The organism is Corynebacterium pygosceleis (assembly GCF_016595275.2).
GTDB lineage: Bacteria > Actinomycetota > Actinomycetes > Mycobacteriales > Mycobacteriaceae > Corynebacterium > Corynebacterium pygosceleis.
On the sequence record NZ_JAENIQ020000001.1, the window covers coordinates 507,279 to 524,646 of the forward strand.

Here is a 17,368-nt window from a genome sequence, read left to right on the forward strand (position 1 = left end):
ACAGTGAACAACGATCTTTCCTGGGTCCTCCCCCTCTTCGTCGCCGTCCCCCTGGTCGCCACCGCCGTCGCGGTGGTCATCCCCTCGCGCGCCATCCGTGACGTCCTCATGGTGCTGGTGCCCGGTATCGGCATCGTCGCGGGTGCATGGCTGTTCACGCACACCGCCGAGACCGGCACGGTGGCGCACTCCGTCGGCCTCTACGACGGTGGTATCGCGATCCCCTTCGCGGCCGACCCGTTCTCCGCCGTGATGATCCTGACCACCTGCATCGTGGCACTGGCCTCCAATCTCTTCGCCCTCGTGGCCGGTGAGACACGCGCCCGGTTCTATCCGGCACTCGCACTGATGCTCACCGCAGGCGTCAACGGCGCTCTGCTCACCGCCGACCTGTTCAACCTCTTCGTGTTCATCGAGGTCATGCTCCTGCCGTCCTACGGCCTGATCGCGATGACCGGAACCTGGTCCCGCCTCGCGGGTGGCCGGATGTTCGTGCTGGTGAACCTCACCACCTCCACGGTGCTGCTCATCGGTGTCGCCTTCGTCTACGGTGTCGCGGGAACGGTGAACATGGCGGCGCTCGCCGGTGCCGCCGCAGGCAACGGTCCCCTGACCGTCGCCATGGGCGTCGTCGTCATCGCCCTCTGCGTGAAAGCCGGCGTCTTCCCCGTACACACCTGGCTGCCCCGTACCTACCCGGGGACGTCCCCGTCCGTGATGGGCCTGTTCTCCGGACTGCACACGAAGGTCGCGGTGTACGCCCTGTTCCGCATCTACACCGTCGTCTTCGACCTGGACCCACGCTGGTCCTGGTTGATCGCGATCGTGTGCATCATCTCGATGCTGGTCGGCGCGTACGCCGGCCTCGCGGAGCACACCATGCGTCGCGTCATCGCCTACCAGATGGTCAACGGCATGCCGTTCATCCTGGTCGTACTGGCGTTCACCACACTCGACCCGGTCCGCGCACTCGCCGCGGGCATCCTCTACGCACTCCACCACATGATCACCGTCGGTTCACTGGTCCTCACCGTCGGCGCCGTCGAGGAGACCTACGGCACGGGCATGCTGACCCGTCTGTCCGGCCTGATGCGGCGCGAACCCCTCGTGTCCGCGATCTTCGTCATGGGGGCGTTCTCCGTCATCGGTTTCCCGCCGTTCTCCGGTGTGTGGGGCAAGCTCTACGTGACGCTCGCGGTCGCCCGGACGGGTGACCCACAGGCATGGCTGGTCATCGCCGCGATCATCGCCGCGAGCTTCGGCGCACTGCTGTCCATGCTGCGACTGTGGCGCTCCGTGTTCTGGGGCAAGGACATGAAGGAGAAGGACTTCCCCGCGACACTGCTTGTGTCCGGTAGGAAGCTCGTCCCCGGTGCGGCACTCGCCGTCCTGAGCGTCGCCATGTTCTTCGGTGCCGGGATCCTGACCTCCGCCACCACCACCGCCGCAGAAGGACTCCTCGACGTCAGCGGCTACCAGCAGGCCGTACTCGGAGACCTCACGACCGCCGTCGGTGTCGTCGACGGCGACTCCACACCCGTACCGGGGACCGACACAGTAGAGGAGGCCCACTGATGTTCCACGTGATCCGATTCGGCATCTGGTTGATCGGCCAGGTGTTCACCGGGGCGCTCACCGTGGCCCGGGACGTGGTGCGCCGCCACACGACGATGCACCCTGTCGTCGTGGCATACCCGCTGCGCGTCACCAAGGGGTGGCAGATCGCCGCCCTGTCCACCTGTATCACCATGACCCCCGGCACGTTGTCCGTCGGGCTTCGCCCCGACGGCGACGGGAGTGACGGTGAAGGACCGGAGATTCTCCTCGTGCAGGCCGTGTACGGCACGGATCCGTCCGAGGTGTTCGCCGACCTGGCGGACATGGAGGAAAGGATGGTGCCCTCCGTCAGGGGCATCGACCACGGTGCGCCCGGACAGGGCACCGGAGAGGAGAACCGATGAGTGCACTGACCGTTGCCGTGGCGGTGTCCGTCGTGATGATGACGCTCGCCCTACTGTCGAGCCTCGCACTGCTGCTGAAGAACGACGAGGACACCACCAGAGCGGTGCTCGCGGACAAGGTTTTCTACACCATGATCGCGATCTTCGTGACCTGGACAATCATCAATCCGACATCCATCTCCTATGAGATCCCGCTCCTCGCGGGTCTGCTCGGCCTGCTGACAACCGTTTCCCTCGCCCGCATCCTGTCGAAGGGACGCCGCTAATGACCGTCGTAGAGATCATCATCAGTCTGACCCTCCTCTTCGCCGCATCCATGACCCTGGCCACCGCTGCCGCACTGTGGCGTTCCCCGGATGCGCTGACGAGGGCGAACCTGCTCGGGCCCACCATCGGTGTGGCCCTACCGCTGATCATCGTCGCCCACCTCCTGTACGACTGGTCAACGACCGGTTTCGTCGCCGCAGACCTCCTGAGGGCATGTGTGGCGATCACCGGGCTGCTCGTCATCGCGAGCGTGTCCACCTTCTATCTCGGGCGTTCCATCTTCGCGGTCGAGGAGCCGGAGATCATCACCGTCGAGAAACTACGCACCGGTGACTACGGGAAACGGGAACCACACCCGACTTCCAGCCCGGACAACACCCCGTCCGACGACTGAGACAAAAGCGGGAGGCTCCCCACCGGACACCCGGTGGGGAGCCTCCCGCTTTTTCGGTCCCAGATGGAGGAACGGCGGAAACGGACTCAGTTCCCGCTGAGCTGAGCTGCGCCGAAAGCTGAACTGAACCGTTCACACCAGATGACCACGCTGTTCATCTCCTCAAGATCGAGATCAGCGGGAATGGTGTAATTCTGGTTTCCGTGGGTTGCCTTGAGTGCACCGAGAGTCGTGTACCCGGTAGCTCCGAGGTCCCCGTAGTCTCCGGCTGCCGGAGTGAGCACGACCTTGAGATCGGGACCGTCCAGACTCGCCAGATCCTCCAGTCGGAGTACGCGTGATCCGTCCGGGAGCTCGGCGATGAGAGCACTCCCGGACGTCTCGTGATCGAGTGAGATGAACTCCCCCGTCCTCAACTCGACCGGTTCCCCGGGCTCAACGGCCTCTGTGGCTCCCGCGGATGGCACCACCGCAGAAGCGGGGGAACCGCCGGCCTCCTCCGACCGGGAATGGGCGACGGACGGGAACGCCTCATCGACCGTGGAGGAGGTGAAGGCACGCCACGGCTGAGTCAGAGCCAGCGCGACCGCGATCGTGATCACCATGATCAGGGCGATCACCGCCATGTAGAGGGGTTTTCTGTTGACACTATTTTTCGGGGGCATATCCACTGCAACCAAATATGACGTGTCCACATTCCCGACCTACGGTCCAGTCTCCCTCACACACGGAAAACGACCCCGTTCCTGAAGTCACGGGGCCGTTCATCTGGCACCAGATGATTAGTCGGTGGCGTCGGAACGCAGTTCCCGGACGCGATTGCCGAGCCATTCGTCGACACTGGTCCAGTACTCGTAGACCTTTTTCTCGACCTCACTGGTGATGCCGTCCATCGTGCGGGCGATGTTGCCGGCGAGACGCTCACGTTCGGCGTCATCCATGACCTCGCGGACGAGGGTGCCCGCCTGGACGAAATCGTCGTCCTCGGGGTGCCGCACATACGCACCACGGGTGAAGTCCGTACCGTGGGTGTTGTCCCACAATCCGAGGTCACCGGCAGTTCCGACGGTCACTCCCGAGCCGGAGGTCTCCCCTCCGTCATCGAGATAGCCGGCTTCACGCTGCGTCTGGTTCGGGCTGTAGACCGGCTGGTCCGGCGCGTTGAACTCGTAGGTCATCGCCCCATCCTGCGAGTAGCTGTTGACCGGACAGACGGGACGGTTGACCGGCAGCTGCTCGCTGTTCGCACCGACACGGTAGCGATGGGCGTCGGCGTAGGCGAAACCACGGGCGATGAGCATCTTGTCCGGCGAGAAACCGATGCCACGCACGAGGTTGGACGGCGCGAACGTGGCCTGCTCGATCTGGGCGAAGAAGTTGCGCGGGTTCCGGTTGAGCGTGAAGTGTCCGACGTGAATCAGCGGGTAGTCCTTCTGCGACCAGGTCTTGGTCAGGTCGAAGGGGTTGAAGCGGTACCCCTCCGCCTCGTCGACGGGCATGATCTGGACCTTGACGTCCCACGTCGGGTAGTCCCCGTTCTCGATCGCGTTGTAAAGATCTTCGCGGGCGGAATCGGGATTCGCGGCGGCAGCCTCGGCCGCCTCGGCGTCGGTGAGGGTCTCCCAACCCTGACGGGTCTTGAAGTGGTACTTCACCCAGAAGCGCTCCCCCGCCTCATTGATCCACTGATAGGTGTGGGAACCGAAACCGTCCATGTGGCGGAAGTCCTTCGGGATGCCACGGTCACCCATGAGATAGGTGACCTGGTGGGAGGATTCCGGGGTCCGGGTCCAGAAGTCCCAGCGCATGTTCCAGTCCTGGAGTCCGCTGCCGGGCATACGCTTCTGGGAATGGATGAAGTCCGGGAACTTGATGCCGTCACGGATGAAGAAGATCGGCGTGTTGTTGCCGACCAGGTCGTAGTTTCCCTCGGTGGTGTAGAACTTCAGCGAGAAACCACGGACATCGCGCAGCGCGTCGGCCGAGCCCTGCTCACCTGCGACGGTGGAGAACCGGGCGAGCATCGGGGTGACGGTGCCCGGTTGGAACAGGGCCGCGCAGGTGTACCGCGAGACGTCCTCGGTGACGGTGAGTTCACCGAATGCACCCGACCCCTTCGCGTGGACGACACGCTCCGGGACACGCTCGCGGTTGAAGTGGGCGAGTTTCTCGATGAGGTGGAAGTCACGCAGGTCGACACTCCCCTGCCGCCCCTGGGTCACTGAATGGTTCTCGCTCGGAACGGGGGCTCCGGCGAGACTTGTCGACGCTCCGTGTGCGACGGGGCACTGTCCCGCGGACACGATGTCGTCGACGTCAGGGGTACGGGGGTTCTCATTCTGGTTGGTCATGCGGGTGTGTCTCCTCGACTGGGCTGGTGTGAGGTGTAGGTGAAGCAACCCTTAGGTTTACTTATCGGTTGCCGCTGACTCAAAGTCTATGCCATTTAATCACGCAACGCCAGAGATATGACCAAATACCAACTTTCGGCGGATACGGGGTCCGCCACAGACACCTACATGGATCCGCTACCTGCGGACAGTCTGGGCCGCGCTGGTATATTCCACAATGTGAAGTCATCCGGCGAAAGCGAACGCACGCGCATAGACGCGCAGGTCACCGAGCTGGCACTCAAAGCCGGACAAGGCGACCGAGCGGCGCTCACCGACTTCGTCACCGCGACACAGGGCGATGTCTGGAGGCTCCTCGCCCACCTCGGCGGGCGAGACATCGCCGATGACCTGACCCAGGAGACCTATCTCCGCGTGATGGGTGCACTCCCGCGCTTCGCCGCACGCTCGTCCGCACGGACCTGGATCCTGTCACTGGCCCGTCGCGTCTGGATCGACAACATCCGCCATGACATGGCCCGCCCCCGGAAATCGGTCGTCGAGTACCAGGATGCCGCGGCCGGTTCAGCCACCACGGACTCGTGGACCGAATGGGTCGACGCCCGCATGCTCATCGACGCGCTACCAGAGGATCGCCGTGAGGCGCTGATCCTCACCCAGGTGCTCGGCTACACCTACGACGAGGCCGCGAAGATCGCAGGCGTCCGCACGGGTACTATCCGGTCCCGGGTGGCGAGGGCGCGCGCCGACATAGTGGAGGCTGCGACAGAGGTAATCAAACCGCCTTCCGGAGAGAGGGGGGTAAGCGGAGGAAGGCCCCTACCCGTCACGAGGTTTGACCCCCCTGCCTCGACGTGAAAACCCGGGAGGGATACTGGTCCTTACCCGGGGTGTTCGTGGGTTATCTTCCTGATTGTCTCAGGTCCGGTGGTTCAGCCGGCGTTGTTTCTCCGGCGACGGAGCAGTGCGAGACCGAGGAGCATGAGTACTGCTCCGACCAGGGTGAGCATCAGCACGTCGGCACCTGTGTTGGGAAGGTATTTCGCGATGCCCTTGGTCGGCTGCTTCGCCTTCTCGACCGGGGTTTCCGGTTTTTGGGGTGCTTGGGCGGTCGTGCCAGTCGAGCTGCCGGACGAGGAGTGCCCGTCACCGGGTACGGGGATGGGGATCGGGATGACGCCGCCCGATGAGCCTGATGATCCGGGGGGTGGCTGGTGCGGTTTGTTCTTGGGGGTGATGGTTACCTCGTACGCCCATGAGCTGCCCTCGGTGTCTGCCACGGGCAGGGTGATGAGGAACGGCGCGGATACGCGGTAGTCCTTCGACGGATCATCCGGCGCCGTCTCCTTCACCCGGTAGAGACCCTGCGGCAGTGCCTGGAACACCGCGTTTCCGCTGGCATCGGTGACGGCGGTGTATGCGTCGAGGATCTCGGCGGTTTCGGTGTCGGAGATGTCGAGTGCGGGGAACGTGTCCCAGACGGCGGCGTCGGTCAGGTCGTAGCCGCCGAGCCGTTCAACAGTGAAGGTCGCACCGGCGACGCCTCCCGGGGGGAGCTCGCCAGCGGGTACGTCGTTGAACGGGTTCGGTGCCGTCTTGTAGATCGTCAACTGGACGGTGCGACCGGTTTCAATGTTCTCTACGGGAAGTCCACTGTAGTTACCTGTGACCACTGCGGCGTCGGCGATCGGGTGCGCGACCGTCGCCAGTGTCGCGGCCAGGAGGACGGCAATCGTGCGTGTCTTCATTGTGGATGTAGGTTTCACTGTTTCACCGGTTCTTTTCATCATTGTTTGAAGCGGCGTGCCGACCGCGGGGTTGGGTCTTTCTCGAGCCGAACAATGCTCGCCAGAGCCACACGAAGAGGAGGATGAGCGCCAGGAGTGAGACGGCGACCGCCGCGATCATCCACCACTGCCACACGATTCCGTTTGTCTCCTCGAAGGCTTCTTCCTCTTCGACGGGGTCTATCGCGACCCTGGTTCCTCGAACGAGGAGACGGTGGGAGTTGATTCCGTAGGGGGTGCAGGTGACGAGGGTGACGAGGTCACGGTCCGGTATGGCCCGGAGGTCGTCGGTCTCTTCGGGAAGAACCACTTTGATCTGGTCGACCCGGTACTTCATTTTCTCGCCGAAGGTGTTGACGTAGAAGGCGTCCCCTTCCTTCAGCCTGGTGAGGTTGTCGAAGAGGGTCGCATTCGTCAGTCCGGTGTGTCCCGTGAGAACAGCGTGTGTTCCCGCGCCGCCCACCGGAAGTGCCGATCCGAAGAGGTGTCCGACGCCTTTTTCAAGGGTTCTGTCATCGGCTCCGTGGTAGACGGGGAGGTTGACCTCGGCTTTCGGGACGACGATCTGCGCCATCGCGTAGTTCGAGCTCAGTTGGTCGAGGTAGTCCTGGTAGGCGAGGTTGTCTTCGCTGACCCGGCTGAGCCACGGGTCGAGGATGGGGCCGTTCATGTGCTCGGAGTTGTACTGTCTGGCCCGTTCGACCTGTTCGCTCAGTCTGATCGGGTCCTGTTCTTTCACGACTTCCGAGTAGCGGCGCGCTACGTCTGCCTGACGGTAGTTGTTCCACTGGGTGGAGACGACGGGGTAGATGAGCACGGCGACGCCCACAATGATGAGCAGGACAGGCAGAAGAACGGCAGACAGGCTGCGTTTCTTCTCGCTTTGAGAGTCGTCTCGCGGCGGTGTGTCCGTCATGAGGTTGTGGGACATCGTTGAACTCCAGGTCGGTGAAAAAGCACTGCTGAAAAAGGGCGGGGATTCACGCTCCCCGCTGGCGTCATGCGCCCGTGGGATCCGGCGCCCGTCCGGGCCCCCCGGTACTGTTCTGCCGGGTACCGGGGAGATGGGACGCTAGGTCGGGGTTAGGACTTGCGGGAGGATCGCTTGGCCGCGAATGCACCGGCACCGACGATCAGTGCGCCGAGTGCCATCAGTAGGCCGACACCGGCGCCACCGGTGGAGGGCAGCTTCGACGAGGTCGACTTGATGTTGGTGATGTCGGCGTCGACGGAGGCCGCGTCATCACCGATGGTGGTGATGTCGACGACGATCGGTTCGACGAGAAGCTCGTAACCCTTGGGCGCCTTGACCTCTTCGAGGCAGTACTTGAAGTCCTGGCCCTCTGCGGGAACGATGACGGACTTGATGGTCGCCGTGCCGGCATCGGTGGTCCAGCTGCTTTCGCCGCCGATGGTCAGGGCCTCGGACAGGTAGTTGTCCTTGTCGGTGCAACGGAAGATCCTGAATTCCGCACCGGTGAGCTTGTCGTTGGAGCCCTCGGCGGTCTTGTTGATCTTGATGTTGGCCCAGCGGCTGGGGACCTCGGGGCTTTCACCGGAGGTCGTGTCGGTGGGCTTCTCCGGCGATTCGTCCTGATCCTTGTTCTCGGGGTTCTCCGGGTCGCTGTCGGTGTTGCCCGGGTCCGCGATCTCCTTCAGCTTGTAGCTGGCGGTACCGGTGTTGACGGCCTTACCGTCGGAGGGGTTGTCACCTTCGGCGACCTTCTGAACCTCGACGGGGAGAACGGCGCTGACCACGGCATTGTCGTCCGCGTCACGGAGTTTGACGAGACCGGCGTTGGTGAAGGTCACGGCGACGTCCTCACCCTTACCGGCGGTGGTGGACTGCGGCTTGGTGACGACGTAGTCGGTGCCCTCGACCAGTTCCGTGTCGCCGATCTTGACGACGACCTTGTTGGGGTCTTCATTCTTGAGGCGGAGTTCATCGGGGAGGGAGTCCTCGAAGGCGAAGAAGGTCAGGTAGGAGCGGGCCTGGTCGAACGGGGGGCGCTTCGTCGTCAGGGTGTACTCGAGGATGTCACCGGCGTTGGCGTTCTCGCCACCCGTGATTTCCTTGGTGACGTCCATCTTGGTGTTCTTGGGGTAGGCGACGACGTCGTAGTTCCATCCGGAACCTTCCGGGTCGGTCATCGGCAGGAAAACGATGAAGTCGTCGCCCTTGACGACGCCCTCGGGCGCGTCGGTTTCCTTGACGAGGTAGGCACCGGGTGTGATGGAGTTCTTGTCGGTGGAGAAGGTGGCGACACCCTCGGAGGTGGTGGTGTCCGTGTAGACGTCACCGGTGAGATTGCCTTCGGCGTCCGCCGGAGTCATGTTGGCCGCGGACTGGAAGCCTGCCTTGGTGGTGATGTCGGCGTTGATCTTCTGGATGGAGAAGGTCACTCCACCGAGCTTTTCACCGTCGACGTTGGGGTCTTCTTTACCCGTGGGGTTGTTGGTGGTGTTGGCGTTGAGGCGCTTGTTGATAGTCAGGCTGACCTCGTGGTTCGCGTCGATTCCGCTGCTGTAGGCGTTCGTGGCGGCGGTCGTTGCGGTGTCGCCTACGGCGAATGCAGCCGGTGCGCCGATGGCGGCGGCGGTAAAGGCTAGTGAAACGACGGTGGCCTGGGTCGCGGCGCGCAGGGTGCGCGTGTTGTTCTTCATGGTAATACCTTTCTTCCCCGCACGGGGTTTGCCCTGGCGGGCTGATTTTTGCGATTGTGCGCTTTTTGACTGTGTCGGCCGGTGTGACCGACTTCGTTGAATCGACTCGAACTAGGACGAGGTTCCGACATCGGCAGGGCCTGCACGCTGTCTGAATTTGGATGTGTTCATTGCTCTAGACCTTTCGCTGACGCCGGGAGAGCAGGACCGCGCCGGCAAAGAGGATCAGGGCACCGAGACCGAAGGGCGCGATACCTATTCCTCCGGACTTCGGCAGGGTGCCGTCGAGGGACTTCAGCTGGATGGCCCATGCGGAGTCACTGTCGGTGATGTCGGAGACCGAGCCCTGGATGTTTGACTTCTGGAATGTCGCGGAGACACTCGCGGTGTTGACGTGGAAACCGTCGTCGTCGTAGTTCATGGCTGACGGATTGTCCGCCGACCAGGAGCAGGTGATGGTTGATGCATCATCACCGGTGGCGGGTGCACCACCGTCGCCGAGCCAGACCGGTAGCGGGGTGACCGGAGTCACCTCCACTCCGGAGGAACCCTGGGCGTCCACGGTCACAGGTTTGTCGCATTCGAGGCCCGCGATCTCCATGCTGCTTCCCGATTTGGCGGTTTCGCCGAGACGGTCATTGAGCCTGAAACGTGTGATTTCCGCGGTTCCCGTGTTGATGACGGTGTAGGTGATTTTCACCTTCGGCGCACCGGGCATGATCGCGGCGGCGGCGTCCTTCGTGTCGGCGTCGGCGTCCTCGATCAGCTTCTCGAGATGGATTCGCGGGATGACGAGGTCGATGCACGCATCATCGCTGTTTCCGGATGTGGGGGCGGCTTCCGCGTCCTGTCCCTCGACGGCCACGGAGTTGAACAGTCCACGGGACCGGTCTGATCCTTCACACCGGAGAGCACTGTAGTCCGGTTGCGTGGTTCCGGTGGACTCGTCGGGTGTTACGGGTATTCCTTCCGCGGAGGTGACCTTGTAGAAGACGTGGACCTCGATGGTGGCTGAGGTGTCGTTGTTACCGTTGGCGATTCCCGGGATGTCACGGAAGTTGGTCGGATCGAGTGTGAAGGTTCCGTCGCCTTCGTCGTTGAACGTGACCAGTTCATCCGACGACAGCAGCTTGTTGTTGGAGCCCTGTGAGTTTCCCGCCTTCACGGCGGTGACGGTCACCCCGTCGACGGCGGACGGCGACTCGATGAGGGTCGAGGGCTTACCTGAGCCGGAGGATTCGTTCCTGACGGTGACCCGGTAGGTCGCCTCGAATGCCTCCTCGGCTTCTCCCTTTATCACGACGGCATCGGACACGCCGTCCTTGGTGACGGTGAAGTTCGTCGGGAGTTCGACGCCGACCCACGCTTTGTCTTCGACGGGCGGACCGGTGACCTTCCCGGGTTCCGGGTAGGTGGGGTCGCCGGGAACGGCCTGTTCATTGACGTTCAGGGCGTAGGTGGGTGTGACCTTCACCTGGTCACCGTGGACATCGTCGTAGACGTGATCGGGTTCGAGTTCCGAGACCTTGACCGTGCCGGTGCACGTCGCCGTCTTACCCGATGCGAGACCGGGGTTGAATGCCACCGTGGTCGAGCCGTCGTTCTCCGTGACCACTGATGCGGCGGCGTCGCCACCGGTACAGGTTATTCCCTGCACGGGGACCTTCTGGCCGGTCGCGAGGCCGTTGCCGTCGAGAGCGTAGTCCTCGAGAACGACACTGGTGATGTCCGATGACTGGAACTCCGCGGTTCCCTGGTTCGCGTACTTCGGACCGGTTTTACTGGTGTTGTCGATGACGTAGGAGACCTCGAAGGCGTCGGCACCGTCGGGATTCGTGATCGTCTTCTTGTTCTTCTGTTCTTCGGCGCTGTCGGCGTCCGACACCTGTTCGCCCTGACCGTTGATCTTCTTGGTCACGTCGGTGTTGGCCCGTAGTACCGAGTAGCAGACGTTGCGCGTGTTCCCACGGACCGGAACGAGTCCGTCGGTCTCGTCGACACCGATGGTGTTGAATAGGCCCCGGTTCTCGTTGCGGTTCTGACTGTTGCGGACCTTGTCACAGACGTACTCGTCCTCACCGTGTCCGGCGACGGGAAGTACCTGTTCGACTTCGTAGGTGACCTCGAGACGGAAGTTGCCCTTGCTCCGGGCCTTCATGGGGAGGAGCTTGGAGGTGTCGAGAACCCAGCTCTCACCGTTGTCATCGGTCGTGAGGTCGGCGGATCCACCCACGATCAGCTTGTCCTGTTTCGTGAGGTTTCCGGTGCTCTGGGTGAGTTCCCGGTCGTAGACGCGGACACTCTTGGCGACGAGTCCGGTTGCGGGTTTCGGCCGGTCGATGATGCTCGGGAACTGGGCCTCGACGTATCCGTCGTTGGTCAGGATGATGTTGTAGTCGGCGGTGAACTTCTGACCGACGACTCCCGTGATCGTCCTGGGCTGTCCACCGTTGAAGGATTTGAAGAGGACGAGCGCGGGTTGCGCCCGGAGCCATGCCGGGTCTGATGCGGTCGCTGATTCATCGGCGGATGCGTTCGCCTTCGCCGTGACCGTGGCTTCGTTTCCGAAGTACTTGTCCTCGCTTGTCGGAGCTCCATCATCCTGGAAGTCCAGTTCTTCGACGCGGTACGCGTCGGACCCGTCCTTACGGCACTTGACCTTCTGTCCGGGGGCCAACGGCGTCTGCAGCTGAACTTTGGCGACGGTGTCGTTCTCACCGCTGAACGTGACGGTGTCGGATGCGCCGCAGGTCAGACCCGAGAGGGTGATCGGGGTACTTTCCGGGACCTCCAGTTGGCGGTCCGTGAACTCCAGATAGCTGAGGGGAACTCCGCCGGTGTTCTCGACCTCGAGTTCGAGGCTGAACCTGGCATTCTCCGAACCGAGGTTGAGTGCCGCTTCTTCCGTCTTGGCGTCCGCGTCCGTGAATGTGCTTCCTTCGGTACTCACCCGCTTCTTGAGACTTACCTCCGGGGCCACGAAAGGAGTGTTCTGGACCTTGCAGGTGACCTTGTCATCCTGGCTGACGCCGGACAGCCGGAAACTGTAGGGATCATCGTCCAGGTTGTCGTAGCTGGCGGTGGTGGAAGCCTGTCCGTTTGCACCGATGATCGTGCACACGGCGGTTTTACCGTTCTGCGGGCGGAGCGTGTAGCCGGTTTGTTGAATCTCCCTGATGGTGGCGGTCCCGGAATCGGCGTTGCCGGCGTTGCCGCTGGCGATACGGATTTCGGTGACGCCCTCATCATCGGTGACATAGGTCTGGTTCGTGACGACATTTTCCGAACCACCGGTCGTGACCACACTCTTCGACGCCTCGAAGCTCCAGCCATTCAGTGGTCCGTTGGTGGGTGTCCCCTGACTGTCTACGATGGATTTCTCGATCCGGACGGTGCCCTTGCAGGAGCTCGTCAGTTCGTCGAGCTTGCTCTCCAGGTCCGCGGTGCTGTCGACCCTCACCGACTGTGTCGAGATGTGTTTGAGCACTTCCTCCGGATGGGCCTTCACCCGGGTCGCCGCATACGTGTTGTTACGTCCGACGATGGGGCAGTCGAAGGTGGAACGGAACTCATGTCCCTGGTAAGACCAGGTGTCACCGTTGCACGCGGGGACATAACTGTCGGGCAGCTGCCCCTTGTCCGCGAGTTGGTTTGAGTAGCTCTTTCGGCCGTACAGATATATGTTCTCGTATTCGAGGCCCTCAAGGTAATCAGTTTTCTTGATGTAGGGCAGGATTTCCGTGCGAGCGTTGGGGTTGGTGATTTTTCTGCAGGCGGAACTGTTTTTCGGAGCTATGTGACAGAACTGTGAGTACACGGGGAGTGGCTGCGGATTACTTTCACCTACGTAAACTCCGATGATCTCCGAGCCGTTGGCCTGTATTTCCCCGGCGACCTCGTAGGCCTCCCTGATGGCCTCGTGTTGGAAGATACCGAATGGATCTCCCACGGTGACGGGCGCATTCGGCGGGCCGTCGGTGACGAAGATAATGGCGTCGTAGTTTCCGTCCTTGACCCGGTCGAGTCCGGCCTTCCAGTTGGTGTTCCGCCCGTTATCGCTGTAACCGGTGGCATTCGGATGGTCCGCGGCGTAGCCGGCCTTGAGTTTCGAGATCGCGGCTTTGGCCGCCGCGACGTCGGACCCCTCGAGCATGGATGTCGGTTGCAGTTCGGCGTCGGCCAGCGGCTCCTTGCCGTCTGTGGGGGAGTTCGTGGCGAAGTTGAATATGCCGAGCTTCGTGTCGGTTCCAGCGAAGTTATCGATGACGGTGTTCGCGGCCGACTTGATCTGCTCCATCTCCGCCGAATTGATCGAGGATGAGGCATCCATGACCAGGGCGACCTTGCCGCCGCACTGCAGAGGTTCGACAGGACCGTCCAAGGTGTTCGCGGCGCGGACACTGAAATTCCGCGCCACGGGCTGATCCGGCCGGATGAGTCGTTCGACCTCGATGAACTCGAGCTCGTCCGGATGTGCGAGGTAGTACTGACGGAAATCCTCGGCCTCGTCCGCCGGCCAGTTCGCCAGAGCGTCCTCATACTCCCGCGGCAGACCAGCCGGAGTGGCGGGGCTCTGGAGTGCCGGTTCATTGAGTTCGGTCTCCGGGTCAAGGACCGTCGGGGCTTCCGGCTCTGCCTCGGGCGCGGGGGCTCGACGGCAGCCTCGGGGACATCCGCCGTAGTCGATCCCACCTCGGGATCGCCGGCCGAGGAGGCCGAGGCTGAAGCGGCGTCACCCCCCGTTCCGGTATCGGCCTGGTGCGACGGAGTCTGCGACTCATCGGCGGAAGCACTCTGTACCGCCACGATAGCGACCAGCAGAGCCACCACTGAGACCAGGACGAAGATTCGTTTCATGGTGACGGTGATCCCATCCGCAAAGATGTTGCAGTTCTGTTGCTCACTCAAGTTCTGGTGCCTTTCGACGTGTCCACCGATGCTGACCTGGCGGTACGGTTGCTTTTCGCGTCAAGGTCCCATTCCGGTCAGGAATGAGACCCTTTGCCCATTTGTAGATTTAATATGTGATTGGAGAATGTATGCAATATGTTAAAGCTGTCCCCCAACCAAGAAATACAACATTATTTTATTAGTTTGAACGTAGCACACCTGCCACTTTTCGACAAGAACTGTCGACCTGGTCCCCGAGAAAGGAATCTCCAAAAGGAGACGCTCGTCCATGATCGGTGGCATACATGCAGGTAAAGGAGGGTAGATTCCCTATTATTTACACAAAGAGGGCGAGTGCGGAAGAATTGAGGGAACAATTCCTCGGAAAATAACGCGTTCTTGCTTTTTATTAAGTATTTAATTTACAGAGCAACTGCTACTGGCACATCCAGTTGGCACTGGTCGCGAAGCAACCCGAAACCTCTCAGCACGGGAGGACACAAAAATGCCGCCCCTCCGAAGAGGGGCGGCATTTTCTTTCTCGAGATGTTCTACCGGATGAGCAACTCAGCTATCTGCACGGTATTGAGGGCCGCGCCCTTTCGCAGATTGTCACCGGCGACGACGAGGACGAGTCCCCTGCCGTCGTCGACCGACTGATCCTGACGGATACGACCCACGAGGGAGTCATCTCCGCCCGTGGCCGCGAGCGGTGAAGGCACGTCGACGACGGTGACGCCCGGCGCGTCCGCCAGCAGCTGTTTCGCCTGTTCAGGGGTGATCGCCTGATCGAACTCGGCGTGGATCGTCAGCGTGTGCCCGGTGAAGACGGGGACACGGACACAGGTACCCGCGACCTTGAGATCGGGGATACCGAGGATCTTGCGCGACTCGTTGCGGAGCTTCTGCTCCTCATCCGTCTCACCGCTGCCGTCATCGACGTAGTTCCCGGCGAGTGCGACGACGTTGAAGGCGATGGGTGCGACATAGGGAGCGGTATCCCCGGGGGCGACGGCGGAAGGGTCGAGGGCGAGGGAGGTGGAACGGGAACCGACCTCCGCGACCTGGTTCGCCAGTGCCTCGACCCCGGCGAGGCCGGACCCGGAGACGGCCTGGTACGAGGAGACGTGGAGACGCTTCAGACCCGCGGCGTCGTGCAGCGGCTTGAGTACCGGCATGGCGGCCATGGTGGTGCAGTTCGGGTTCGCGATGATGCCCTTGACCAGATTCTCCTTGGCTCCGGGGTTGACCTCGGAGACGATGAGCGGAACCTCGTCGTCCTTTCGCCACGCGGAGGAGTTGTCGACGACGGTGGCACCCGCCGCGGCGAAGATCGGCGCATACTTCTTCGAGGTCGATCCGCCTGCGGAGAACAGTGCGATATCGATTCCCTTGAGTGACTCTTCTGTGGCCTCGGCGAGGTCCTCGACCTCGATCTCCTCCCCACGGAACGGCAGAGTGGTGCCGGCGGACCGTGATGAGGCGAAGAAACGGATGGTGTCCAGCGGGAAGTTGCGCTCTTCGAGGATGGCACGCATCACGCGGCCCACCTGTCCGGTGGCGCCGACGACGGCGACGGTGGTCATGGGATCAGAACTCCTTGTTGTTCACACGGGCCGGCCACCGGAAACATGTGCGGTACCGCCACGGCGACCGGTGAATGAGGGATTGGTTAGCGGCCGGTACCCGCATAGACGGTGGCCTCGGTGTCGCCGCCCAGCTCGAACGCGTCGTGGAGGGCACGCGCGGCGGCCTCGACGTCGGTTTCACGGATGAGCACCGAGATGCGGATCTCCGAGGTGGAGATGAGCTCCAGGTTGACGCCGGCGTCCCGGAGGGCCTCGCAGAACACCGCGGTGACCCCGGGGTGGGACTTCATGCCGGCACCGACGAGGGACACCTTGCCGATCTGGTCGTCGTACAGGACGTTCTCGCAGGCTCCGTCGGCTTCGAGCTTCTTCAGCAGTTCCACCGCCCGGGGCCCGTCGGCGCGGGGGCAGGTGAAGGTGATGTCGGTGCGGTTGTCCTCGAGCGAGGAGATGTTCTGCAGCACCATGTCGATGTTGATCTCGGCGTCCGCGAGCACGCGGAAGACACGGGCGGCCTCACCCGGGGAGTCGGGGATTCCGAGCACGGTTACCTTGGCCTCGGAGAGGTCGGTTGCGACGCCGGTGAGAACTGCTTCTTCCACGGGAATATCCTCCATTGAGCCGGTCACGAGCGTGCCGGGATCGTTGCTGTACGACGAGCGTACCCGGATCGGGACGCCGAATGCACGGGCGTACTCGACACTGCGCAGCACCAGGATCTTGGATCCCACGGCGGCGAGTTCGAGCATCTCCTCGAAGCACAGTTGGTCGAGTTTGCGGGCGTTCTTCACGATGCGGGGGTCCGCCGTGTAGACACCGTCGACATCTGAATAGATCTCACAGACATCGGCGTCGAGGGCGGCCGCGAGCGCCACCGCGGTGGTGTCCGAACCACCTCGGCCGAGTGTGGTCACGTCCCGGGTGTCCTTGTTGACACCCTGGAATCCCGCCACGAGACAGATCCACCCCTCATCGAGCGCCTCCCGGACCCGCCCGGGCGTGACGTCGACGATGCGTGCGTTTCCGTGACGCTCCGTCGTGAGCACACCGGCCTGCGACCCGGTGAAGGACTGCGCCTTCGCACCGAAGGACTCGATGGCCATCGCGACAAGCGCGTTCGAGATACGCTCACCGGCGGTGAGCAGCATGTCCATCTCGCGGGCCGGCGGCACGGGGTTGACCTGGGCAGCCAGGTCGAGGAACTCATCCGTGGTGTCACCCATGGCGGAACAGACCACGACGACATCGTTCCCCTGCTTCTTCGTGGCGACGATCCGCTCAGCCACACGCCGGATGCGTTCAGCGCTCTCCAGCGAGGAACCACCATATTTCTGGACGACCAGTGCCACCGCGTCACCTCTCGGGTTTCATGTCTGTTACGAAATAGTCAACACCATCGTACAAGGCAGCACCACACCTGCACGCCACCGGAGCACGACAGTCACGCGCCCGACACCGGGGAACA

The 17,368-nt window shown here is 62.6% G+C and carries 13 protein-coding genes; 5 read left to right on the forward strand and 8 right to left on the reverse strand.

The annotated features are described in order from the left end of the window. The first annotated feature begins 3 nt into the window (after window positions 1-3). Genes JIM94_RS02180 through JIM94_RS02195 form a run of 4 tightly spaced genes read left to right on the forward strand, consistent with a single transcriptional unit; the run spans window position 4 to window position 2,622 of the window. Entirely contained in the window at window positions 4-1,575 is a 1,572-nt protein-coding gene (locus tag JIM94_RS02180; protein ID WP_200252441.1) for a proton-conducting transporter transmembrane domain-containing protein, read from the forward strand. Next, window positions 1,575-1,961 carry a monovalent cation/H+ antiporter subunit E gene (locus JIM94_RS02185; RefSeq protein ID WP_200252443.1) on the forward strand — a complete coding sequence of 129 codons (387 nt, stop codon included), beginning with the start codon at window positions 1,575-1,577 and terminating at the stop codon, window positions 1,959-1,961. Before JIM94_RS02180 ends, JIM94_RS02185 begins: the two co-directional genes overlap by 1 nt. Then, window positions 1,958-2,227, forward strand: a complete 270-nt coding sequence (locus JIM94_RS02190) for a cation:proton antiporter (protein ID WP_200252445.1) — start codon at window positions 1,958-1,960, stop codon at window positions 2,225-2,227. The genes JIM94_RS02185 and JIM94_RS02190 overlap by 4 nt, the downstream gene beginning before the upstream one ends. Beyond that, window positions 2,227-2,622: a Na+/H+ antiporter subunit G gene (locus JIM94_RS02195; RefSeq protein WP_200252447.1), complete on the forward strand. Its 396-nt coding sequence runs from the start codon at window positions 2,227-2,229 to the stop codon at window positions 2,620-2,622. The genes JIM94_RS02190 and JIM94_RS02195 overlap by 1 nt, the downstream gene beginning before the upstream one ends. Before the next feature lie 86 nt (window positions 2,623-2,708). On the opposite strand, the gene JIM94_RS02200 is transcribed toward JIM94_RS02195, so the two are convergent. Further along, complete coding sequence (locus JIM94_RS02200) at window positions 2,709-3,248, reverse strand: DM13 domain-containing protein (RefSeq protein ID WP_200252940.1); 540 nt, start codon at window positions 3,246-3,248, stop codon at window positions 2,709-2,711. A gap of 156 nt (window positions 3,249-3,404) precedes the next feature. Then, window positions 3,405-4,973: a catalase gene (locus JIM94_RS02205; RefSeq protein WP_200252449.1), complete on the reverse strand. Its 1,569-nt coding sequence runs from the start codon at window positions 4,971-4,973 to the stop codon at window positions 3,405-3,407. Between the two features lie 219 nt (window positions 4,974-5,192). On the opposite strand from JIM94_RS02205, the gene JIM94_RS02210 reads away from it, so the two are divergent. Then, the gene (locus JIM94_RS02210) at window positions 5,193-5,831 is read left to right on the forward strand and encodes an RNA polymerase sigma factor (RefSeq protein WP_248086279.1); all 639 of its coding nucleotides are present in this window, start codon (window positions 5,193-5,195) and stop codon (window positions 5,829-5,831) included. A gap of 74 nt (window positions 5,832-5,905) precedes the next feature. Here JIM94_RS02210 and JIM94_RS02215 read toward each other — a convergent pair whose 3' ends face one another. The 6 genes from JIM94_RS02215 to JIM94_RS02240 form a co-directional block, all read right to left on the reverse strand. Continuing rightward, window positions 5,906-6,721, reverse strand: a complete 816-nt coding sequence (locus JIM94_RS02215; RefSeq protein WP_200252453.1) for a SpaH/EbpB family LPXTG-anchored major pilin — start codon at window positions 6,719-6,721, stop codon at window positions 5,906-5,908. A 22-nt stretch (window positions 6,722-6,743) separates the two neighbouring features. Then, window positions 6,744-7,691, reverse strand: a complete 948-nt coding sequence (locus JIM94_RS02220; protein WP_200252455.1) for a class C sortase — start codon at window positions 7,689-7,691, stop codon at window positions 6,744-6,746. 152 nt (window positions 7,692-7,843) lie between these two features. After that, window positions 7,844-9,424, reverse strand: a complete 1,581-nt coding sequence (locus JIM94_RS02225) for a SpaH/EbpB family LPXTG-anchored major pilin (RefSeq protein ID WP_200252458.1) — start codon at window positions 9,422-9,424, stop codon at window positions 7,844-7,846. Between the two features lie 175 nt (window positions 9,425-9,599). Continuing rightward, window positions 9,600-13,841 carry a vWA domain-containing protein gene (locus JIM94_RS02230; RefSeq protein ID WP_200252460.1) on the reverse strand — a complete coding sequence of 1,414 codons (4,242 nt, stop codon included), beginning with the start codon at window positions 13,839-13,841 and terminating at the stop codon, window positions 9,600-9,602. A 1,024-nt stretch (window positions 13,842-14,865) separates the two neighbouring features. After that, window positions 14,866-15,900, reverse strand: coding sequence for an aspartate-semialdehyde dehydrogenase (locus tag JIM94_RS02235; protein ID WP_200252462.1), 1,035 nt, complete (start codon window positions 15,898-15,900; stop codon window positions 14,866-14,868). A gap of 86 nt (window positions 15,901-15,986) precedes the next feature. Continuing rightward, complete coding sequence (locus tag JIM94_RS02240; RefSeq protein WP_200252464.1) at window positions 15,987-17,252, reverse strand: aspartate kinase; 1,266 nt, start codon at window positions 17,250-17,252, stop codon at window positions 15,987-15,989. Window positions 17,253-17,368 lie beyond the last annotated feature (116 nt).